This is a genomic window from Aliivibrio salmonicida LFI1238, assembly GCF_000196495.1.
GTDB classification, from domain to species: Bacteria; Pseudomonadota; Gammaproteobacteria; order Enterobacterales; family Vibrionaceae; genus Aliivibrio; species Aliivibrio salmonicida.
Genome location: NC_011313.1, coordinates 867,274 through 887,342 on the forward strand (window position 1 = coordinate 867,274; position 20,069 = coordinate 887,342).

Here is a 20,069-nt window from a genome sequence, read left to right on the forward strand (position 1 = left end):
TTTTCATATCCTCATGATCTGTAATACATTTAAATTACCATTCAGACAGGAAAATATCACGGTTTATTGCTTAATTTTTTACTCTAATTTTACAACTCATTAAAATAATGAATGATTTGATTACTGCTTCCACGCCAATCTAATGATGGATCCGCTTTCTCTTGCTCAAATCGGCCATCGATTAACGTATCAACCAAATTCACAATCTCTTGCTGCGTTGGGTTAAGCTCGCTTAACGTATAACCTGTCCACATCCAAATGTCTTTATTCTCACATTCAGAGTTAACTCGTTTAACTAACTTAAGCACTGCCTCACAATTGGCTGGATGAAGAGGATCGCCACCTGACAGCGACAACCCTCGACGATGAATACGCGTATCATTCAAATCGGCAATGATCTTATCTTCCAATTCCTGACAAAATACATGACCTGAGTTTGGATTTAATGTGGACTTGTTATAGCACCCTTTACAGTTGTGCTCACAACCAGAAACAAACAGGGTACAGCGTGTACCCGGTCCGTTAATCACATCAATTGAATGATATACGTGATAATTCATTATAAATGTTTCACTCGACGTTGAACTTCTTCTTGCTTACCAAAGTTAAATGGACGTGCATCAGGGCTGCCTAAATAACCACATACTCGACGTGTTACTGACACTTTGGTTGAGCCATGATTGCCACATTTAGGACATGTGAAACCTTTACTTGTACATTCAAACTCACCCGTAAAACCACATTCATAGCATTCATCAATGGGGGTGTTTGTTCCGTAATAAGGCACACGGCTGTAGCTGTAATCCCATACATTTTCTAACGCTTCAATATTGCGTTGCATGTTAGGGAATTCACCATAACAAATGAAACCACCGCTTGAGATCTCAGGGTATGGCATTTCAAAATCAATCTTATCGTATGGGTTCACTACTTTTTGAACATCAAGGTGGAAACTGTTGGTGTAGTACCCTTTGTCTGTCACTTTATCGATAACACCAAACTGTGTGTTATCTAATTTACAGAAACGAGAACATAAGTTTTCACTTGGTGTGCCATAAAGGCTAAAGCCAAAACCGGTTTCTTTTGTCCATACTTCTACAGCATCTTTTAGGTATTGAATAATGTCTAATGCTTTTACTTGAAGCTCTGCGTTGTCATATAAGTGATCATCACTACCGAACAATGCTTCAATCGTTTCATGCACACCAATGTAACCCAGCGATACTGAAGCACGGCCATTTTTAAAGATATTAATGATGTCATCATCTGGTTTCAGACGAACACCACACGCCCCTTCCATATAAAGGATAGGAGCCACACGAGCCTTCACGCCTTCAAGACGAGAGATACGCGTTTCTAATGCGCGACGACAAAGAAGTAGACGCTCATCAAGCAATTTGTAGAATGCAGTCACATCACCTTTCGCTTCAATCGCAACACGAGGAAGGTTTAAGCTGATAACACCAATGTTATTACGGCCATCATGAATTTGTTCGCCATTTTCTTCATAAACGTCTAAGAAGCTGCGACATCCCATTGGCGTTTTGAATGACCCCGTCACTTCAACCACTTTGTCGTAGTTAAGAATGTCTGGGTACATACGTTTTGTAGCACATTCAAGCGCAAGTTCTTTAATGTCGTAATGAGGATCCGATTTTTTATGATTCAAACCATCACGAATAGCGAAGACTAATTTTGGGAATACCGCTGTTTTACGGTTTTTACCTAAACCAGCAATACGGTTCGCTAAAATAGAACGTTGAATTAATTTTGATTCCCAGCTTGTGCCTAAACCAAAACCAAACGTAACAAAAGGCGTTTGCCCATTCGCGGTATGTAATGTGTTTACTTCATACTCAAGAGATTGGAATGCGTCATAACATTCTTTTTCTGTTTGTGCTTGAGCAAACGCTTCAGCATCCGCAATATTCCATTTCTCAGCCAATTTCTTCGCTTTTTCGTAACTAACCGTTACATAAGGCGCAAGAATTTCATCAATACGGTTAATCGTAGTTCCGCCGTAGATATGACTTGCAACTTGAGCAATGATTTGCGCGGTTACTGCTGTCGCTGTGGCAATCGATTTTGGTGTATCGATTTCCGCATTACCCATTTTAAAGCCACCGGTTAACATGCCTTTTAAGTCAATCAGCATACAGTTAAACATTGGGAAGAACGGGGCGTAATCTAAATCGTGGTAATGGATCTCGCCACGTTCATGCGCTTGAACGATATCACGCGGTAAAATATGACGTGTCGCATAGTGTTTAGCCACAATGCCCGCCAGTAAATCACGCTGTGTTGGGATAACTTTGCCGTCTTTATTGGCATTTTCGTTCAATAACTCAGCATTACTTTGTTCAATCAGGCCGCTAATTTCTTTATTTAACACACTGATTTTTTCACGAGCAATGTCACGGTCATGGCGATACTCAATATAAGCACGCGCTAACACTTTGTGTGGCCCTTGCATTAATTCGTTTTCAACCAGATCTTGGATCTGACGAATACCCACTTCTTTTTGTCCCTGTAGAGCCACTTCAACGGCATGAGCCACTAGCTGAGCATAACTCTCAATTTCAGGCGTAACCTGCTCTGAAGCGCCTTTTACAGCGTCAATAATACGAGAATTCTCATAGGCTGCACGACTTCCATCTCGTTTGATTACAGTTATGTTCACAGTGGCTCCAAATACTAAATAGTGGGTGCATTAGACTCGCTAACACAAGATGTGGTGTATTAAGCTCGATCTACGAATAAAATACCTTGATCTAGATCAAGAGAAATCTGAGGGTGATTCTACTTTCACCACTGCTTTAATCTTGTTCTCAAATTCGTTGCAATGTATGAAAATGAAACATTTTTTTGTGTGCTATGCAGTAAGTTTTTGATTAAACTGCTTGCGATTTCTGGAGGACTTATGAATCAACGAATTACTCGCTTACTCAGTTTTTACATGCTTATTTTTAGCTCATTTTCAAGCTATGCTGTCACACTATCGACATGGAATATGGAATGGTTAACACTCAATCCATCTGAAAAATTTAAACCATCAGAAAGAAATGAATACGATTTTAGATCCTTAAATAATTATTTTATTAAATCAAATAGCCAAATATTGGCCTTCCAAGAAGTCGATTCCGCTGAGGCGATTCAAAAAGTCGTGGGGAACGAGTATAAAATCTACTTATCCGATCGTTCATCTAACCCAAAAAAACAGTTTAATGACATAAACCAATACACGGGTTTTGCCGTTCATAACTCAATTAGCGTGACTGACCCTGATGATTTTTCTCTGTTACCCGACAAGAAAACCAGTAAATTACGTTATGCGGCTTATATCATTGCAACCGTAAACGAAAAGCCTTTGCATTTACTTTCTGTTCATTTGAAATCAGGGTGTTTTGGTCAGAAGAAGAAAAACTACGCCTGTTCCACTCTTGAACAACAAACAGAAGAAGTGATTGATTGGATAAATGAGCGAAACGAAAAGAAACAAGATTACTTAATTCTTGGGGACTTTAACCACACCTTAGCGCATCCAAGAAGTTGGGTGTGGAAAGAAATTCAAAAAGGCACACCACAAGACCCGTACCTACTGACAGAAGACACCAAAGGTAATTGCACCGTTAAACAATGGAAACGTAACTGGCCAAAATACACCACATTTACCCGTTTGATTGATCACGGCATTAGTAACCTTTCTCTTAAAAAAGTCGAAGTAGAGCAATTACTGTATGACCAAAATGACGTTAAAAAATTCCAACTCACCGATCACTGCCCCATTATATTTAAAATAAAAGATTAGCAGGCACAAAAAAAGGAGCGTAAATTACGCTCCTTTTTAATATCAAATACACAGTTTATTCATGGTAATCATGAGAAAGAGATTAAATTTTAATGTCGATACTCTTCTTAATGCGTTTATCTTTTGTTATTCGACGCTCAAAAAGAACAGATTTTGTTGGGTAATTTCTTCTTTCCTCCTTTTCTCGTCGCTCTTCTTGATACGTGCCATTAATATCCACGGTTTCGATAATATTTGCATCCGTGTCTTCTATCATCTTATTCGTCATAATCTCTCCTTGATTACCTACGCAGTGCACTTACTTTATGCTTATTCTAAATACGGTATCGATCAACCACTAGTTAACTTAACAGTAACTTAAAATTAACCTTTGTAGCAAGGGCAACTGACAAGATGATCATCGATTACGCCCGTCGCCTGTAAAAAAGCGTAACAGATGGTCGAACCAATAAATTTAAAACCACGTTTCTTTAGATCTTTACTTAATTTATCAGATAACTCAGTGGTGACTGGCACATCAGCCATTGTTTCCCACTTATTTATCATTGGTTTGCCATCAACATAAGACCACAAATAGTCAGAAAAACTGCCAAACTCTTGCTGTATCTTAATAAAGGCCTGAGCATTGGTGATCACCGAATTAATTTTTAAGCGATGACGAACAATACGAGCGTCTAGCATTAACGCGTCGACTTTATCTTGATCATATTTAACGATTTTTTGAACATCAAAACCATCAAACAGCAAACGGTAGCCTTCCCGTTTTTTTAAAATAGTAGACCAACTTAATCCCGCTTGCGCACCTTCTAAAATTAAAGATTCAAACAATTGTTGATCAGAGTGAACAGGAACCCCCCATTCATTATCATGATATTCTCTATCTAAATCAGAAACTTCAGCCCACTGGCAACGTTTTTTATCCATAGCCTACTTATCCTTTTTTACTAAATTTTAACGATGATCACACTCCAACAACCAGTACACTGCCCTGTATTGTTGCTATGCTACTATTATCATACTTTTATTTGATAAATTTATTTGTATATGAACATAGCCTCTTCAGCAATGAAAGTCATTGCCGTGTTACTTTTATTTGGTGTTGGATTTTTTTTCACCGAGATAAAAGACGCTCTTATTTCTTATTCGGCACAAACCGTTCAAATTGAAGAGACGTGTAAGCTCTCAAGCTTGCCTTGTACAAAAAATGGCATCGACATCGAATTAGAAAAAGACGTACTTACGCCTTTAGAACCGAGCTCTATTACTGTGAATTGGCCGAACTTAAATACAGACAACCTCATCGTTTCTTTGAAGGGGCATGAAATGGAAATGGGCAATCCTATTTTTAAATTATCAAAAAATGAAAACCACCAATTTAATGGCACTATTTTACTTCCAATTTGCACCCAAAACAGCATGACATGGGTAGGCACCATCAGTGATGGAACCACCTCAGTCTCTATTTCATTAAAGGCCGTCCAATGAAAAAAATTCTATTAATAATCGTAATCATATTCGTTGGTTTCGGAGCAAAACAAGCTTATTTGGCGTATTCAACTAACGATAACGTACTGTACGGAATAGAAAATAAACCCGTTGATCTTTTTGATCTCAACGATCCCCGTATTCGTATCGTCTATTTTGGTTTCACTCGCTGCCCTGATGTCTGCCCTACCTCATTAGCGATGCTCTCTGGCGCATTAAATCAAATCGATCCAGGAACATTAAAAACGTTAAGACCTGTCTTTGTGACTCTTGATCCAGAAAGAGACAGTCCTGAACACTCAGCAGAATACGCACACTATTTTCATTCTTCGATTGAGGGCGTTTCAGGATCAGTCGATGCAATCAATGAATTAGCAAGACGCTACAGTGTCACCTTTCATAAGACCGAATTAAAAGACTCAGCATTAAAATATACGATTGATCACTCCTCATATTTCTACTTTCTAAAACCAGATGGTTCATTAATACGTAAAGTGCCTCACACTATATCGCCAGATCCCATAGTGGAAGCGATTCAATCTCTTTCATTGCCAGCAAACTAAGCAACACACTTAATGACAAAATAATAAAAATCATACTTTAAAGGAATAACATCATGAAAAAATCACTCTTTGCTCTTAGTGCACTACTTCTTAGCACTGGCGCTTTTGCTCAAAGCCAATTAATTATCGAAAACCCATACGCACGAGCAACACCACCAAACGCAACAAACAGCGCCATTTTCATGACCATTAAAAATACAGGTGATGCGACGAGAACCTTAGTATCAGCAACCACATCAGCAGCAAAGAAAGTAGAATTACACACCGTGATTAAAACCGACGGCATGATGAAAATGCGAGAAGTAGATACGATTGAGATCCCTAAAGATCAAGAAGTCATGCTAAAACCAGGTGGCCTGCATATTATGCTATTTGATTTGGCTCAGCCTCTAAAAGAAAGTGACTTTATTGATGTGACACTTAACTTTTCTGATGGCGATAAAGAAGTATTTAAAGCACCAGTAAAGAAAGTAATGGCAGGAATGAAGCACAAAATGTAATCGTGTCTTATTAGTAAATCAAGGTGTCCGATTAGAGATATATATAAACAATTCGACCTGTCACACTGCATCTCATTACCTTCTGATGAGATGCAGCTCACATGTATTACTTATTACCGCTACTTACCGTCATCATTTGGGGCGGAAATTCCATCATTAATAAAATGGCAGCATCAGCTATTGAGCCAAGTGCCATGAGTTTTTATCGTTGGGCTTTTGCAATGCTTCTGTTAACGCCATTTTGCTTGCCTTCGATTATTAAATCTCGCCATGTGATACGCCCTTACCTCTCTAAGCTGGCTTTTTTAGCCTTACTTGGCATGGTCATCAACCAATCATTAGGCTACTACGCTGGATTAACCACTACAGCATCGAATATGTCATTAATCATTTCTTTAGTGCCACTCATCAGTGTTTTTCTTAGCGTACCGTTGCTAGGAAAACGCATATCCGCATTAAGTATTGTTGGTGCCGTAATTTCGTTAGCTGGCTTAACGTTTATGCTCGGTCATGGCGATGTGACTTTCTTTTTGCATCAACCGATCACTCAAGGCGATGGTTTAATGGTAATAGCAGCATTCACTTATGCAGCCTATTGCGTATTATTGAAACGTTGGAAAATGCCAATCACTAACTGGCAGATGATTTATATGCAAGGCATGTTTGCTGTCGCTATGCTAATGCCATTATGGCTAACCAGTGACAACTTATTACCAACAAAAGAGTCTATCCCACTGATTATGTACGCCTCTATTGCGGCTTCTATTGCTGCCCCTTGGATGTGGGTTAAAGCCATTGATGTCATTGGTGCCGAATCTAGCGCGATGTTCATGAATTTAATGCCGGTTGTAGCCGTTTCTCTTGCGGCTGTTTTATTAGGTGAGAAAATTGAAAGTTATCACTTAATGGGTGGATTAATGGTGATTTCTGGGGTTATTTTGGCTCAGATAAAAACTAAGAAAGCCAAAAAAGAAGCAGAAGTGCTCCTTAAAGTCTAGCAAGGTCACCGCAGTAAATACCATAAAAAAGCCGACTATGATAAGTCAGCTTTTTTGTAAAATCCGTTACACTCTAAAATATATTTTTCGTCACCATAAAAATAAGGCTCTACTTGAAAAAGAGTATCCTTAGACGATTGTTCACAACGTCGTATGACTAACCCTGATATTTCTTTTTCATTATGTATGCCTTTAAATAAACAGTAAATAAACATAATGTTTTAATCATTTTTATACTTATCTTGCTTACCCGCGTTTTATTTAACATATTTATAATTTATTTTATCATAGAAAAGTTTATTTTTTTCTATAATTGTATTAGTTCGATACTTCATAGTTAGTTCTATATATGGTTTACAATTAATCATATTATAATCATTTCTAATTTTTACTAAAACATTCCAACCAATAGTATATTCAGGACAATTACCACTAGCATTAAATTCCTTACCATTTACATCAACTATAATTTTACTCATAGGTTCATTTAAAAGAGCGTTTTTATATACAGGAACCTTTTTATAAATATCTATTCTTTTTATTTTACCAATAGTTAACTCTTCGTCAACTTCATGATTAACAATCATAACTAAAAACATTAAAATTGAAAATAGACAAAAATACATAATTAATCGCATTGTTCTACCTCTGAAAAAATATCAAGTCCCATAGAAATAGCAGAGCATACAGCTTCTCCATGTTTTATTGATGTAAATTTAGCTAAAATACTAGCTGAATTATTAAATTTATATATTTGTTCTTTCATTTCACATTTGGCTTCATGTTCAGCTTTCTTAATTGATTGCTCTACGTATAATTTAGTATTATCCGGCATATATGCTTCAACAGGCAAGCTGTCCCATGGTTCTCTACCATCTGGATCAACATATCCTAGAGGATCACCATTTACATATGCGTATAAATTAATACCTCCTTCTTCTTGAAGAGGATCTCGATTTAACCAGCGACCTAAATGCGGAGCATAAAATCGATAACCAAAATAAACTAACCCACTTTCAAAATCACTTCGTTTGGTCGAATAACCGAATGGTTGTAATGTAAAAGCATCACCTGATGCCTGTCCGTATGGTGTATATTGATAATTAGCAACAATATTACCGCTACCATCAATCACTTTTTGCACGTTACCAGTATGACTATAAATGTACTGATAAAACTTATCCGCAGTTTTTGTTATTAATAAATTACCAATACCGCCTTTGGCATATAAATTCCATGCATATTCTTGTTCGACTTTTCCTTTTCCATCTTGTTCTTGTAACTCAACTAATCCAAGGCGAACATAATGTTTTGTTTTAGCTAAAACTTCATTTTGATAAAGCTTATACTCTGAAAGCATATTATTGTATGCGTAACCAAATGTTTCTTTATACTTAATATCTTCACGTATAAAACTCAGCTCAACTAACCTATTCTCTGCATCATATATCGCAGCAAAGGAGGTTCCATCACCTAAAATACCTTTTGTCGGGTTACCATCTTTATCATACTCGAAAATATTCTTGTCCCCATTCCATTCTATAATTTGATTTAAATCATTATAGCTGGCGGTAAATTTAGGAACATCCATTCTCCATGTACTTGTACCGATTTGCTCGGAAAGCTGTCCCGATTCATCAAATTTATAGTTATACTCGGCAATAGAGGTATCTTTTTTTGTATACCTTAATTGAGCTAAATCAGACTGTTTATCCCATTGCCAGCTTTGTTGAACCCCACTCGGATAGTCAAGCATTATTGATGGAGATAAAGAAGCATTGCTATAGCTGTAATTAAAATCTTTTGAAAAAGCGTTAATCGTTAACAATCTTCCTAAATCATCGTATTCATAACTAGAGTTTATCGTATTGTTGATAGTTACAGATGATATTTTCTTTACTTTATTATAAGTAATATATATTAAATCATTGTCTAAAGGTCCATCTTTAGTCTTCAATTGTCCATTAGGATAATATTCGAATTTTGTATTACCAAATTGATCAGTAATTAAAATTACTCGTCCTTGTTCATCGTATTGATAGTTAACACTTGGGGTATCATCACTGTAATCAACTCTTGTGATTTGTTGTTTATCATTATAAATGAATTCTTTTATTATCTCTCTTGCATTAACTTTTTTAGTCAGCAAACCATCTTTATCATATTCAATATTTACGTTTGTTCCATCTGAATAAGTTTTTTTATTTAATTTACCTATGTAGGTATAATCGAATTTAGTTCGATTACTATTCTCGTCTAAAATAGAGGTTATTAAACCCGATGATGAACGAGTAAGTTCAACCCTGCCTAATATTGGATTTATTATTTTTGTTAATTGTTTAGAATCATTATACCTGTATTCATACACTCTATCTTTTTGGCGTATTTTCTTTGTCAACATACGAGGACAAGTACCATAGACTTTTTTAATGACTCTTCCTGATGGATAAGTCACTTTTAGTAAAGTATCAATATTATTATATTCATAAAGATATGTATAATTATTTATATCTTTATATTTTTCAATCCGCCCCATAGAATCATAAGTATATTTTTTAATCGTCTTTCCAGAATGAATAATTTCTTTAATAAAATCAAATTCATTTCTAATAAAGTTAGTCACAATGCCTTCTTCATTGATTTTTCTTATTTCATTACCATTCTCATTATAAATAACTTTTGATATATCTCCATTATAATCAGAAATACTAACTACTTTATGATAATCATCATATTCTATTTTTATGACACCATTAACTGTTGATATAGAAATCAAATCGATATTATTATCAGCATAATCATAGATTATGGTATTACCTAACTTATCAATTCTTTCTATTAACAATCCATTCTCATTCCATTTAAATTCTTGATTTTTACCAAATTGGTCTTTAATTGATTTTATCTTATTATTCTTATAATACTCAATTTTATTGCTGCTCCCATCAGGGTGTTTAACCTCAGAGATCTTACCTATGCGTCCATTTGGTACGACAAATTTATAGACTGTTTTTTTAATTTTAGAGCTATAATTATTGTTCTCAGAGTAAAAATCACGATAATTATCAGCATTTACATACCAAGACGATTTATTAAATCCGTTAAAATAATATTCTTCTTTCTTTTTATTGGGTAATGTTACTGTTATACGATAATTTTCCCACATATCAGAGCCTGGAGAATTATATGCAACGGCACCATTTCGAATACCGTCAGCAGGCTCTATATAAAACTTTGTTGTCCCCTTAGCATCACCTAACGAAGTTACAAAACGATTATCATCATATGTCAATGATGCAGTATACCCCTCCATATCAACTAATGATATTAAGTTCCGATTCTCATCATATAAAAAAGTTGCTTTTCGTCCGAATGGGTCATCTACAGATGAAATTAAGCCTACTGCATCATAATTAAGGTGTGTCATTCTATTATGTGAATCTTCAATAGATACCATTTTTGCTTCATTGTTATAATGGAAAATCAATTTATTCCCATAAGCATCTATTTTTTCTAATAAAAAATATTGAAGAGCTTTTGTATTCTTTGGTACCCCATATATCTTCTTAGAACCGTCTGCATATATTAGGCTATATGTATCCTGATTTTCTTGAACCAACTTTGTTCTATAATAACTATCTGATTGGTATTTTCCTTGAGCATCTTTTATAAATACATCTTCACGCCCATCAGAACCAAATATAGTCACCGCCTCTCCAGGATCAACAACAAGATAAGTACCATAGTTGAACATCCATTTATTACCAAATGGTTCATTTTGAGCCAAAACACTCTGTGAGTTATAACTTAATTTAATTTCCACATTTGGACCGATTTCATTGTTATACCAGAGTGGGATATCTGTCATAAATAGGTTCATATTAACCATATTTACCGTCCAAATAGGCGCACCTTTTGAACAATCACTTTCTGGACTATCAGGGATACTTTCCGGAAAACCTGTATCACCTTGAGGCCTTTGAATACCACAGCACCCTCCATAAGTTGATGTCATTTCCTCTTCAGACATTAATTCGCCAATAGCATTACTTCCTGTTTTAGATAGTAATATTACATTTCCTCCCCACTCTTTTTTTATCTGTTCAGCATTGAATTGAAACCGCCTGTTCATTTGAGGATCAAAAATATTAAATTGTCCATTTTCTATATTTTCTAATACCCAATAATGTCCTTTTCCTCCCGTTGAACTTCTGCTTATTTGCAAAATAGCAGGTTCTTGTAACTTCATTAATTCATTAACTGTAGCTTTTATGGCATGAGCTTTATATTTGTATTCATTTGCTAAGTAGTCACGCAAAAGTTATTGTGAATTTTTCGCCGTAATAATTTAATATGTTTTTGATGTTAATACTGAGGTCTTCAAACGTTTTGAACGCTTCACATGGTAACCATTCATATTTTACTTTCTTCCACAATATCTCAATGATATTGAGCTCTGGAGAGTACGGTGGTAGATAACAAACTAATACATCATTCATCAACCACTCATGCAATTTTTGTTTAAATTTTGCTGACCTATGAAAAGAGGCATTATCTAAGATAATAAAGCATGGCTTATCGTTTTTTCGTGCGTTGATAAAGTGCTCAAATGCATCAATTACTGTATCGGTAGTTACTCTTCCTTCCGTTGTTTGAAAACTCAATTTACCTTGTCTACTTAAGAAGCCAAGAACATTGAGCCGTTTGCTGTGTGAATGAGCAGGCCTTAGCGATTGAACACCGATAGGTCCCCAACAATAAGGAAGATTAGATTTCTGACTAAAGCCTGACTCATCAAAATAAAAGAGTTCACATTTATTCGTACGTTCCATTTCAATCAATGAATTCAATATATTACTGAAATTATTGAATTTCATATCGTCACGCTTTAACTTTAATGAGTGTCGGGCTCTTTTGTAACTGTAATCACTTTTTTTATATTTCGTTTAATAGTGTCTAAGCTGGATTTTTTACCTGTTTCTTCTTCAAGTATTGCTTGTGCTCGTTTAAGTTGATGTGGCTCTTCATCAACCAATGACTTCAAACGATATACTTCTGCTTCTGTGTAAATAGGTTTTCTACCTATACGAACAGCGTCATACAATCCGAGCATTCCACAGGCTTCCCAATGGTCTATCCATGACGATATGGTCTCAAATTTAGCGTCTAAAATATCAGTTAACGCTAAAATAGAGTAGCCTTTATCACTGAGAATAATCGCATGTGCTCGTATTCTTACTCTATTTTTTGGATGATTAGCGATCGCTTCTTTTAGGGTTATTTTTTCATTGTCTGTTAAAGGATTAACTGCTTTCATTATGATATAGACACTGACGTTAAAATACTCATTTTAATACCATATGGATATATGGATATATGGTAAAGGCGAAATCTTCATTCTCGAAAACTTATCATTAACTACTTAATAGAATCAATTCAGAAATACTAAAACCATTTTCGTTATCTGGTATATATCCCAAAACACTCTCTGCATCTTCATAAAATCCATCTTTTTCTAGTAAATATGATAGGGCTCTAGTTCCACAATCAAGTAAGCTTCCTGCACTATCTTTACGAACAGATAGTTTCCTTAACCAATTTGATGCATATACTTTTAACCTCCAATCAGGCGAGTCTGAATATACTTGGCTAAAAAGATTCTTAGCTTGTTCTGAATTATTTTCCATTAACCTCAATACTGCTAGTCGACTTTTTGCTTTAGCAGTCATTAAACGAGCCCCGATATAATCAGAGTCTTTATTTTGTTCAATAATTTCATTAAAAAGTATGTTTGCTGTTGTATATTGCCCAGTAAACCTAGCGTTACATGCCATATGCAATGTCGCTTCAGAGGTCCAAGCACTATGTGGAAATTTTTGTCTAAAATTATCAAATTTATTTACAGCATCAGAGTAAGAGTGTTTATTCCAGTTTTGTATTGCTTGTCCAAATAGTTTTCGTTCCTTTTCATCATCAGAGAAATGACTAAATACATCAAATGAACTTGGTCTAACTTTATCCATAACTGGTTTTGTGGGTACAAGAACACCACCTAGTTGACCTGCGGCACTCAATTGTTCATGAGTTGGTGTTTCATTTAAATCCATTTCAATAAGCGTTGGACTAACCTGCTTTATATTTAATAATTTCTTTTCAGAACGACAGCCAGTTAGAAGTACTGCAACTATAACTAACCAAAAAACAATTCCATACTTTCTCATTTAAAACTCTCTTATTATAATAATTTCACCGCTTAGGTTATTTTCTTATTTCTCAATTACTTTATCTTTTCTTCAAATAGGCACCATTCACTAATTTCAAATCATATTGGCCTGATACTTTGTTGTATACCCAATCACCACGCCAGCGATTAAAGTCATACGCGGCTTGCAAATCAAGTTCAGTTCCATTTGGCATTTCTGCCATATACTGACGAACTTCTTTTTGAGTTAACCCTCTATTCCACACTTGCACATCAGTTATTTGCCCTGAGAATAAATCGGTTGCTAGGTATTGTTTATTCAGCGCCCCTATCCATAATGCCAATCCTGAGCGTTTATACTTATTGTCATAATTTCGAGAAAACATCAATTCTCCATTAATATAAACTTGGGAGCCCTCGGCATTATGCGTCATCCCAAGATGACTCCATTCGCCTACTTTTATTGGCTTAGGCTCTGAGCTGCTTTTGGAATAGCCTCCTCCGTAATGCATATATTCTCGGCCATACCTACTAACGCCTAAATAACTGCGCCCATAAGTTGAACTATCACTGCTGCCTGATAATTGAAGGGTAATCGCATCAGTTTTAACCCAGTACATCATGCTGAACTCTGAGCCTTCAGGGGCGATGCCACTGATGGCATAGCCATCATTATCACTAACATCCAATAGCCCCCAGCCTGACTCTTCCTTGATACCTTCAAGGTCTGCTTAAACTGCAGCATAATTCACATAACTTGACCAATAACTTTCATCTAAATTAATATTTATCTCATTGGGATCGGGGACTAGAGGATCGCTACCAATTTGATATTCAGCGTCATCTTCAATGCCATCGTTATCTGTATCTGAATGACATGGATCTGTACCAAATTTATACTCTTCACCATCAAATAAGCCGTCGCTGTCGCTGTCCGAGTTATTTGGATCAGTACATAAAGCTCGTTCAACTTCGTCGAATAAACCATCACTATCACTATCTAAGCTTCCAACCTTCTCAGTTAGATGAGCCCCGTGAACTAGCTTAAGATCATATCGACCCGATACGTTGTTATATACCCAATCACCGCGCCAGCGATTGAAATCATAGGCTGCTTGCAAATCGAGTTCAGTTCCATTTGGCATTTCAACCATATATTGACGGATTTCTTTTTGGTTTAGTCCTCGATGCCAAATCTGAACATCCGTTAACTGGCCACGTAATAAACTTTCTACAACCCCTTTTGAATTTAAAGCCCCAAACAACAATGCAAATTTTGAAGGTACATAACCACTATCGCCGCTGTACAAATACATCAACTCTGCATTGATATACACACGAATACCTTTATCATCCACACTCAACGCTAAATGCACCCATTGATTCTCTTTAATTAGGGATGGTTTGCTGCTTGTATTAGAACCCCGTTTACCAAAACGTACATATTCTCTCCCCCTGCTATTTATTCCTAAATAACTTTGTTGAGATGATGTAACCCCACGGCTACCTGATATCTGAGTCTTAATCTCTGTCGCTTTAACCCAATACATCATAGTAAAATCATGGCTTTTTGGCACAATTCCACTAATGGCATACCCTGTATTATCAGTTACGTCCAACAACGCTGAACCCACTTCCTCTGGGATTCCTTGCTCTATTGCTTGCTCTGTTTCATCATGCACATAGGTTTCCCAATAACTTTCATCCAATACCTCATTAGTATCACCAGAATCTTGATTAAGCGGGTCACTGCCTATCTGCTGCTCAAAACCATCCTCAATTCCATCACCATCAGTATCTGACAAGCAAGGATCTGTACCTAAATTAAGCTCATCACCATCAGATAAACCATCCTTATCAGTGTCGGGATCATTTACGTTTGTACATAAACCAGATTCAATACCATCAGAAATCCCATCGCCATCACTGTCCACTTTTTTAATTTGCTCTGTAAGGTGAGCACCATTCATTAATTTCAAATCATATTGACCTGATACTTTGTTGTATACCCAATCACCACGCCAGCGATTAAAGTCGTACGCAGCTTGTAAGTTTTCTTCAGTACCTTTGGGCATTTCTGCCATATACTGACGAACTTCTTTTTGAGTTAACCCTCTATTCCACACTTGCACATCAGTTATTTGCCCTGAGAATAAATCGGTTGCTAGGTATTGTTTATTCAGCGCCCCTATCCATAATGCCAATCCTGAGCGTTTATACTTATTGTCATAATTTCGAGAAAACATCAATTCTCCATTAATATAAACTTGGGAGCCCTCGGCATTATGCGTCATCCCAAGATGACTCCATTCGCCTGCTTTTATTGGCTTAGGCTCTGAGCTGCTTTTGGAATAGCCTCCTCCGTAATGCATATATTCTCGGCCATACCTACTAACGCCTAAATAACTGCGCCCATAAGTTGAACTATCACTGCTTCCTGATAATTGAAGGGTAATCGCATCAGTTTTAACCCAGTACATCATGCTGAATTCTGAGCCTTCAGGGGCGATGCCACTGATGGCATAGCCATCATTATCACTAACATCCAATAGCCCCGAGCCTGACTCTTCCTTGATACCTTCAAGGTCTGCTTGAACTGCAGCATAACTCACATAACTTGACCAATAACTTTCATCTAAATTAATATTTATCTCATTGGGATCGGGGACTAGAGGATCGCTACCAATTTGATATTCAGCATCATCTTCAATGCCATCGTTATCTGTATCTGAATGACATGGATCTGTACCAGATTGATACTCTTCACCATCAAATAAGCCGTCGCTGTCGCTGTCCGAGTTATTCGGATCAGTACATAAAGATTGTTCAACTTCGTCGAATAAACCATCACTATCACTATCTAAGCTTCCAACCTTCTCAGTTAGATGAGCCCCGTGAACTAGCTTAAGATCATATCGACCCGATACGTTGTTATATACCCAATCACCACGCCAGCGATTGAAATCATAGGCTGCTTGCAAATCGAGTTCAGTTCCATTTGGCATTTCAATCATATATTTACGCACTTCTTTCTGACTCAAACCCCGACGCCAGATCTGAATATCAGTCAACTGTCCAGATAATTGATGCAAAGCAAAACCTTCTGAATTTAAAGCTCCAAACCACAATGCAAACTCTGATTGTTTATAGCTATTTTTACCGCTATACGAATACACCAATTCACTATTTATATATACCCGAACACCTTTGTTATCACTACTCAAAGCTAAATGAGACCATTCATCTATATTTATTAAATTAGGCTTAGTTGCTGAACTCGAACTATGACTTCCATAACGAGCATATTCTCTACCATATTTATTTATACCTAAATAGCTACGTCTATATAATGAACTGTCACTACTTCCTGAAAGCTGACTTTTAAGCAAATCGCTCTTAACCCAGTACATCATAGTAAAATCATCACTTTCAGGCACAATACCGCTAATAGCATATCCATCATTATCACTAACATCTAATAATGCAGAACCTGATTCTTCTTTTATTCCTTGAAGATTAGCCTGCTTTTCTACATCAATAACGTAGCTTTCCCAGTAACTTTCATTAAAATTATCTACTATTGTTCCAGAATCTTGATGAAGCGGATCACTCCCTATTTGATATTCGATACCATCAGGAATGCCATCACTATCTGTATCACTATTACAAGGATTAGTACCTAGTTGTATTTCATTATTATCTGATAGGTTATCTCCGTCTGTATCCGACTTATTTGAACTTGTACACATCGAAGCTTCAATATGGTCAGGAATTTCATCCATATCTTCATCCAAAGGAAATATTTTGAATATTTGACTCGATTTACTACTTCCTTGTATATTTCTAGCAACAACACGCCAATAAAGAGGCTTTACTTCATCCTCAAATGAAGCCGTTAAATAAGATAATTCATTATTTGATTTATACAGAGTTGGATTTTCATCCTCACTTATATAAAGGTCATAAATAAAACTATTATTTAATTCTTCATTTTCCCACTTAAATGTAATACTTAAATAATTTTTATAAGAACCATTAATTGGATACAATTCCACAAAAGATATATCATCAAAATTTCCTGATATATCTTTTCCTAAGTAGTTAATGATAAGTTTTCGAGAATGAAGATTTCGCCTTTACCATATATCCATATGGTATTAAAATGAGTATTTTAACGTCAGTGTCTATATCATAATGAAAGCAGTTAATCCTTTAACAGACAATGAAAAAATAACCCTAAAAGAAGCGATCGCTAATCATCCAAAAAATAGAGTAAGAATACGAGCACATGCGATTATTCTCAGTGATAAAGGCTACTCTATTTTAGCGTTAACTGATATTTTAGACGCTAAATTTGAGACCATATCGTCATGGATAGACCATTGGGAAGCCTGTGGAATGCTCGGATTGTATGACGCTGTTCGTATAGGTAGAAAACCTATTTACACAGAAGCAGAAGTATATCGTTTGAAGTCATTGGTTGATGAAGAGCCACATCAACTTAAACGAGCACAAGCAATACTTGAAGAAGAAACAGGTAAAAAATCCAGCTTAGACACTATTAAACGAAATATAAAAAAAGTGATTACAGTTACAAAAGAGCCCGACACTCATTAAAGTTAAAGCGTGACGATATGAAATTCAATAATTTCAGTAATATATTGAATTCATTGATTGAAATGGAACGTACGAATAAATGTGAACTCTTTTATTTTGATGAGTCAGGCTTTAGTCAGAAATCTAATCTTCCTTATTGTTGGGGACCTATCGGTGTTCAATCGCTAAGGCCTGCTCATTCACACAGCAAACGGCTCAATGTTCTTGGCTTCTTAAGTAGACAAGGTAAATTGAGTTTTCAAACAACGGAAGGAAGAGTAACTACCGATACAGTAATTGATGCATTTGAGCACTTTATCAACGCACGAAAAAACGATAAGCCATGCTTTATTATCTTAGATAATGCCTCTTTTCATAGGTCAGCAAAATTTAAACAAAAATTGCATGAGTGGTTGATGAATGATGTATTAGTTTGTTATCTACCACCGTACTCTCCAGAGCTCAATATCATTGAGATATTGTGGAAGAAAGTAAAATATGAATGGTTACCATGTGAAGCGTTCAAAACGTTTGAAGACCTCAGTATTAACATCAAAAACATATTAAATTATTACGGCGAAAAATTCACAATAACTTTTGCGTGACTACTTATTGTTAATAAATTATTATTTGCATCATATACATAATAGTCATCTTTAGAGTATGAAAGTCTTCCAAGATCATCATAATCAAAGCTTATTGAAAAGACCCTAAAAGAAATAAATACAAAAAAAACAACCAATATACGATACATTAAAAACCTTTAAAAATAAGAATACTTTTATTATTTTACCAAAAGAATAATATTCAAAACGGTCATCGTAGCGAAGAAATTAAAGCTAATATTAATGAGTTCATTTCAACTACAGTAAATGACTATTTATAACCTTAATTTTTAATTAATTAACCTGAATTCTGGATAAAACATGCTTTAAGCGAGGATTAGTTCAAATTCACATTCTGATAGCTTAATTCGTGGCTTTTGTTTTTTTAAACAATAAGCCACAACGCCTGAAATTACATTTAGCATGAAACCAGTCACGCTACGATGACGGCTATGTTCAATTTGAGAGATATTCTTCAATTGGTCATTTATCGTTTCGATAATGTATCTCTTTGATAACATAGCCTTATCAAAAGCACTTATCTCTTTTGCTTTCATGTTTTTTCGCGAGGTAGTCACTAAATCGACATCAGAGTTCTTTAAGCTCTCACTCAACTTTTTACCTATGTACCCTTTATCAGCGTACAATTTCCCCGAGAGTTCTTTGCATAAATCAGGTACAGGAGTCCTATCATTTACATTGCCAGCTGTGATTTTCAGCGAAATAATTTCTCCAAGATGGTTAATCAATAAATGAAGTTTGAAGCCGAAAAACCATCCCATGGTACCTTTTCCTCTTTTCGCAACACCATCAAAGACTTTATGGCGAGGAATTCGAATGTTATGGCATACTTTAAGACTCGTGGAGTCAACAAAAGCAATGCCAGTCGGCTTACCTTTGATAGATTGAAAATAGGCACACATTGGGGCGATTAGGCTAGGCATTTTGCTCACAAATCGAGTGTAGCTAAGTAAATTTGGAAAGTATCCTTTCCAATATTGATGAACTAACCCGATATAGAAGTTCTTGAAATCTCTATGATTTGATTGATGAAAAGCGATGACAATAGTCATACATTCACTAGTAGACATTACTGACTGACGTTTTCTTTTTCTCTCACTAGCCTCAACAAGGTATTTTTCCCATTGAGATAAGAATTGATAACAAAAATCATCGACATCACAAAATATATCAACTAATTTATTCATCTTGCCCACCTTTTAAAATACGTTCAAATAATTCTTGGTCGAAAGATCTGATCGTTAGGTGGGCAATTAGTTCAGCCTTATCCAGAATTCAGGTTAAGTAATGT

17 protein-coding genes are annotated in these 20,069 nt (G+C 35.9%); 6 read left to right on the top strand and 11 right to left on the bottom strand.

Translation table 11 applies throughout. The features are described from left to right. Positions 1–89: 89 nt before the first annotated feature. On the bottom strand, positions 90–560 hold the full coding sequence (gene nrdG, locus VSAL_RS20120) for an anaerobic ribonucleoside-triphosphate reductase-activating protein (protein WP_012552078.1): 471 nt from the start codon (positions 558–560) through the stop codon (positions 90–92). Beyond that, positions 560–2,680 carry an anaerobic ribonucleoside-triphosphate reductase gene (nrdD, locus tag VSAL_RS20125; RefSeq protein WP_012552079.1) on the bottom strand — a complete coding sequence of 707 codons (2,121 nt, stop codon included), beginning with the start codon at positions 2,678–2,680 and terminating at the stop codon, positions 560–562. The genes nrdG and nrdD overlap by 1 nt, the downstream gene beginning before the upstream one ends. 240 nt (positions 2,681–2,920) lie before the next feature. Here nrdD and VSAL_RS20130 point away from each other — a divergent pair, with 240 nt between their 5' ends. After that, positions 2,921–3,808 carry an endonuclease/exonuclease/phosphatase family protein gene (locus tag VSAL_RS20130; RefSeq protein WP_231850935.1) on the top strand — a complete coding sequence of 296 codons (888 nt, stop codon included), beginning with the start codon at positions 2,921–2,923 and terminating at the stop codon, positions 3,806–3,808. Between the two features lie 82 nt (positions 3,809–3,890). Here VSAL_RS20130 and VSAL_RS20135 read toward each other — a convergent pair whose 3' ends face one another. Further along, the gene (locus VSAL_RS20135) at positions 3,891–4,076 is read right to left on the bottom strand and encodes a hypothetical protein (protein WP_012552081.1); all 186 of its coding nucleotides are present in this window, start codon (positions 4,074–4,076) and stop codon (positions 3,891–3,893) included. A 95-nt stretch (positions 4,077–4,171) separates the two neighbouring features. Next, entirely contained in the window at positions 4,172–4,732 is a 561-nt protein-coding gene (locus tag VSAL_RS20140) for a DNA-3-methyladenine glycosylase I (protein WP_012552082.1), read from the bottom strand. Between the two features lie 120 nt (positions 4,733–4,852). Between VSAL_RS20140 and VSAL_RS20145 the strand changes: the two genes are divergently transcribed. From VSAL_RS20145 to VSAL_RS20160, 4 genes are all read left to right on the top strand, one after another. Further along, complete coding sequence (locus VSAL_RS20145) at positions 4,853–5,293, top strand: hypothetical protein (protein WP_012552083.1); 441 nt, start codon at positions 4,853–4,855, stop codon at positions 5,291–5,293. Next, positions 5,290–5,856, top strand: coding sequence for an SCO family protein (locus VSAL_RS20150; protein WP_012552084.1), 567 nt, complete (start codon positions 5,290–5,292; stop codon positions 5,854–5,856). Before VSAL_RS20145 ends, VSAL_RS20150 begins: the two co-directional genes overlap by 4 nt. Before the next feature lie 53 nt (positions 5,857–5,909). Then, positions 5,910–6,356 carry a copper chaperone PCu(A)C gene (locus tag VSAL_RS20155; RefSeq protein WP_012552085.1) on the top strand — a complete coding sequence of 149 codons (447 nt, stop codon included), beginning with the start codon at positions 5,910–5,912 and terminating at the stop codon, positions 6,354–6,356. A 101-nt stretch (positions 6,357–6,457) separates the two neighbouring features. Then, positions 6,458–7,354 carry a DMT family transporter gene (locus VSAL_RS20160; protein ID WP_012552086.1) on the top strand — a complete coding sequence of 299 codons (897 nt, stop codon included), beginning with the start codon at positions 6,458–6,460 and terminating at the stop codon, positions 7,352–7,354. Positions 7,355–7,611: 257 nt separating this feature from the next. Here VSAL_RS20160 and VSAL_RS20170 read toward each other — a convergent pair whose 3' ends face one another. The 6 genes from VSAL_RS20170 to VSAL_RS20200 all read right to left on the bottom strand — a co-directional run bounded on the left by VSAL_RS20170 (position 7,612) and on the right by VSAL_RS20200 (position 17,611). Then, on the bottom strand, positions 7,612–7,992 hold the full coding sequence (locus VSAL_RS20170; protein ID WP_012552088.1) for a hypothetical protein: 381 nt from the start codon (positions 7,990–7,992) through the stop codon (positions 7,612–7,614). Beyond that, positions 7,983–11,672: an RHS repeat-associated core domain-containing protein gene (locus VSAL_RS20175; RefSeq protein ID WP_044583591.1), complete on the bottom strand. Its 3,690-nt coding sequence runs from the start codon at positions 11,670–11,672 to the stop codon at positions 7,983–7,985. Before VSAL_RS20175 ends, VSAL_RS20170 begins: the two co-directional genes overlap by 10 nt. Further along, a protein-coding gene (locus VSAL_RS23050) for an IS630-like element ISVsa8 family transposase (RefSeq protein WP_085941784.1) occupies positions 11,665–12,671 on the bottom strand; the annotation gives its coding sequence in 2 pieces (ribosomal slippage) (positions 11,665–12,293 and positions 12,293–12,671; 1,008 coding nt in all). The genes VSAL_RS20175 and VSAL_RS23050 overlap by 8 nt, the downstream gene beginning before the upstream one ends. 97 nt (positions 12,672–12,768) lie before the next feature. Beyond that, on the bottom strand, positions 12,769–13,575 hold the full coding sequence (locus VSAL_RS20190; protein WP_044583592.1) for a tetratricopeptide repeat protein: 807 nt from the start codon (positions 13,573–13,575) through the stop codon (positions 12,769–12,771). Between the two features lie 61 nt (positions 13,576–13,636). Further along, positions 13,637–14,245 carry a LamG domain-containing protein gene (locus tag VSAL_RS20195; protein WP_012552089.1) on the bottom strand — a complete coding sequence of 203 codons (609 nt, stop codon included), beginning with the start codon at positions 14,243–14,245 and terminating at the stop codon, positions 13,637–13,639. Positions 14,246–14,287: 42 nt separating this feature from the next. Next, positions 14,288–17,611 (bottom strand): LamG-like jellyroll fold domain-containing protein, encoded by a 3,324-nt coding sequence (locus tag VSAL_RS20200; RefSeq protein WP_012552090.1) that lies wholly within the window; start codon positions 17,609–17,611, stop codon positions 14,288–14,290. A 139-nt stretch (positions 17,612–17,750) separates the two neighbouring features. Between VSAL_RS20200 and VSAL_RS23055 the strand changes: the two genes are divergently transcribed. After that, positions 17,751–18,757 (top strand): IS630-like element ISVsa8 family transposase gene (locus tag VSAL_RS23055; RefSeq protein WP_085941784.1). Its coding sequence is split into 2 segments (ribosomal slippage): positions 17,751–18,129 and positions 18,129–18,757, totalling 1,008 coding nucleotides; the frame shifts between segments, so codons are not numbered across the junction. Positions 18,758–19,083: 326 nt separating this feature from the next. Here VSAL_RS23055 and VSAL_RS20215 read toward each other — a convergent pair. After that, positions 19,084–19,965, bottom strand: a complete 882-nt coding sequence (locus tag VSAL_RS20215) for an IS982-like element ISVsa6 family transposase (RefSeq protein WP_012548944.1) — start codon at positions 19,963–19,965, stop codon at positions 19,084–19,086. Between the last annotated feature and the right edge of the window lie 104 nt (positions 19,966–20,069).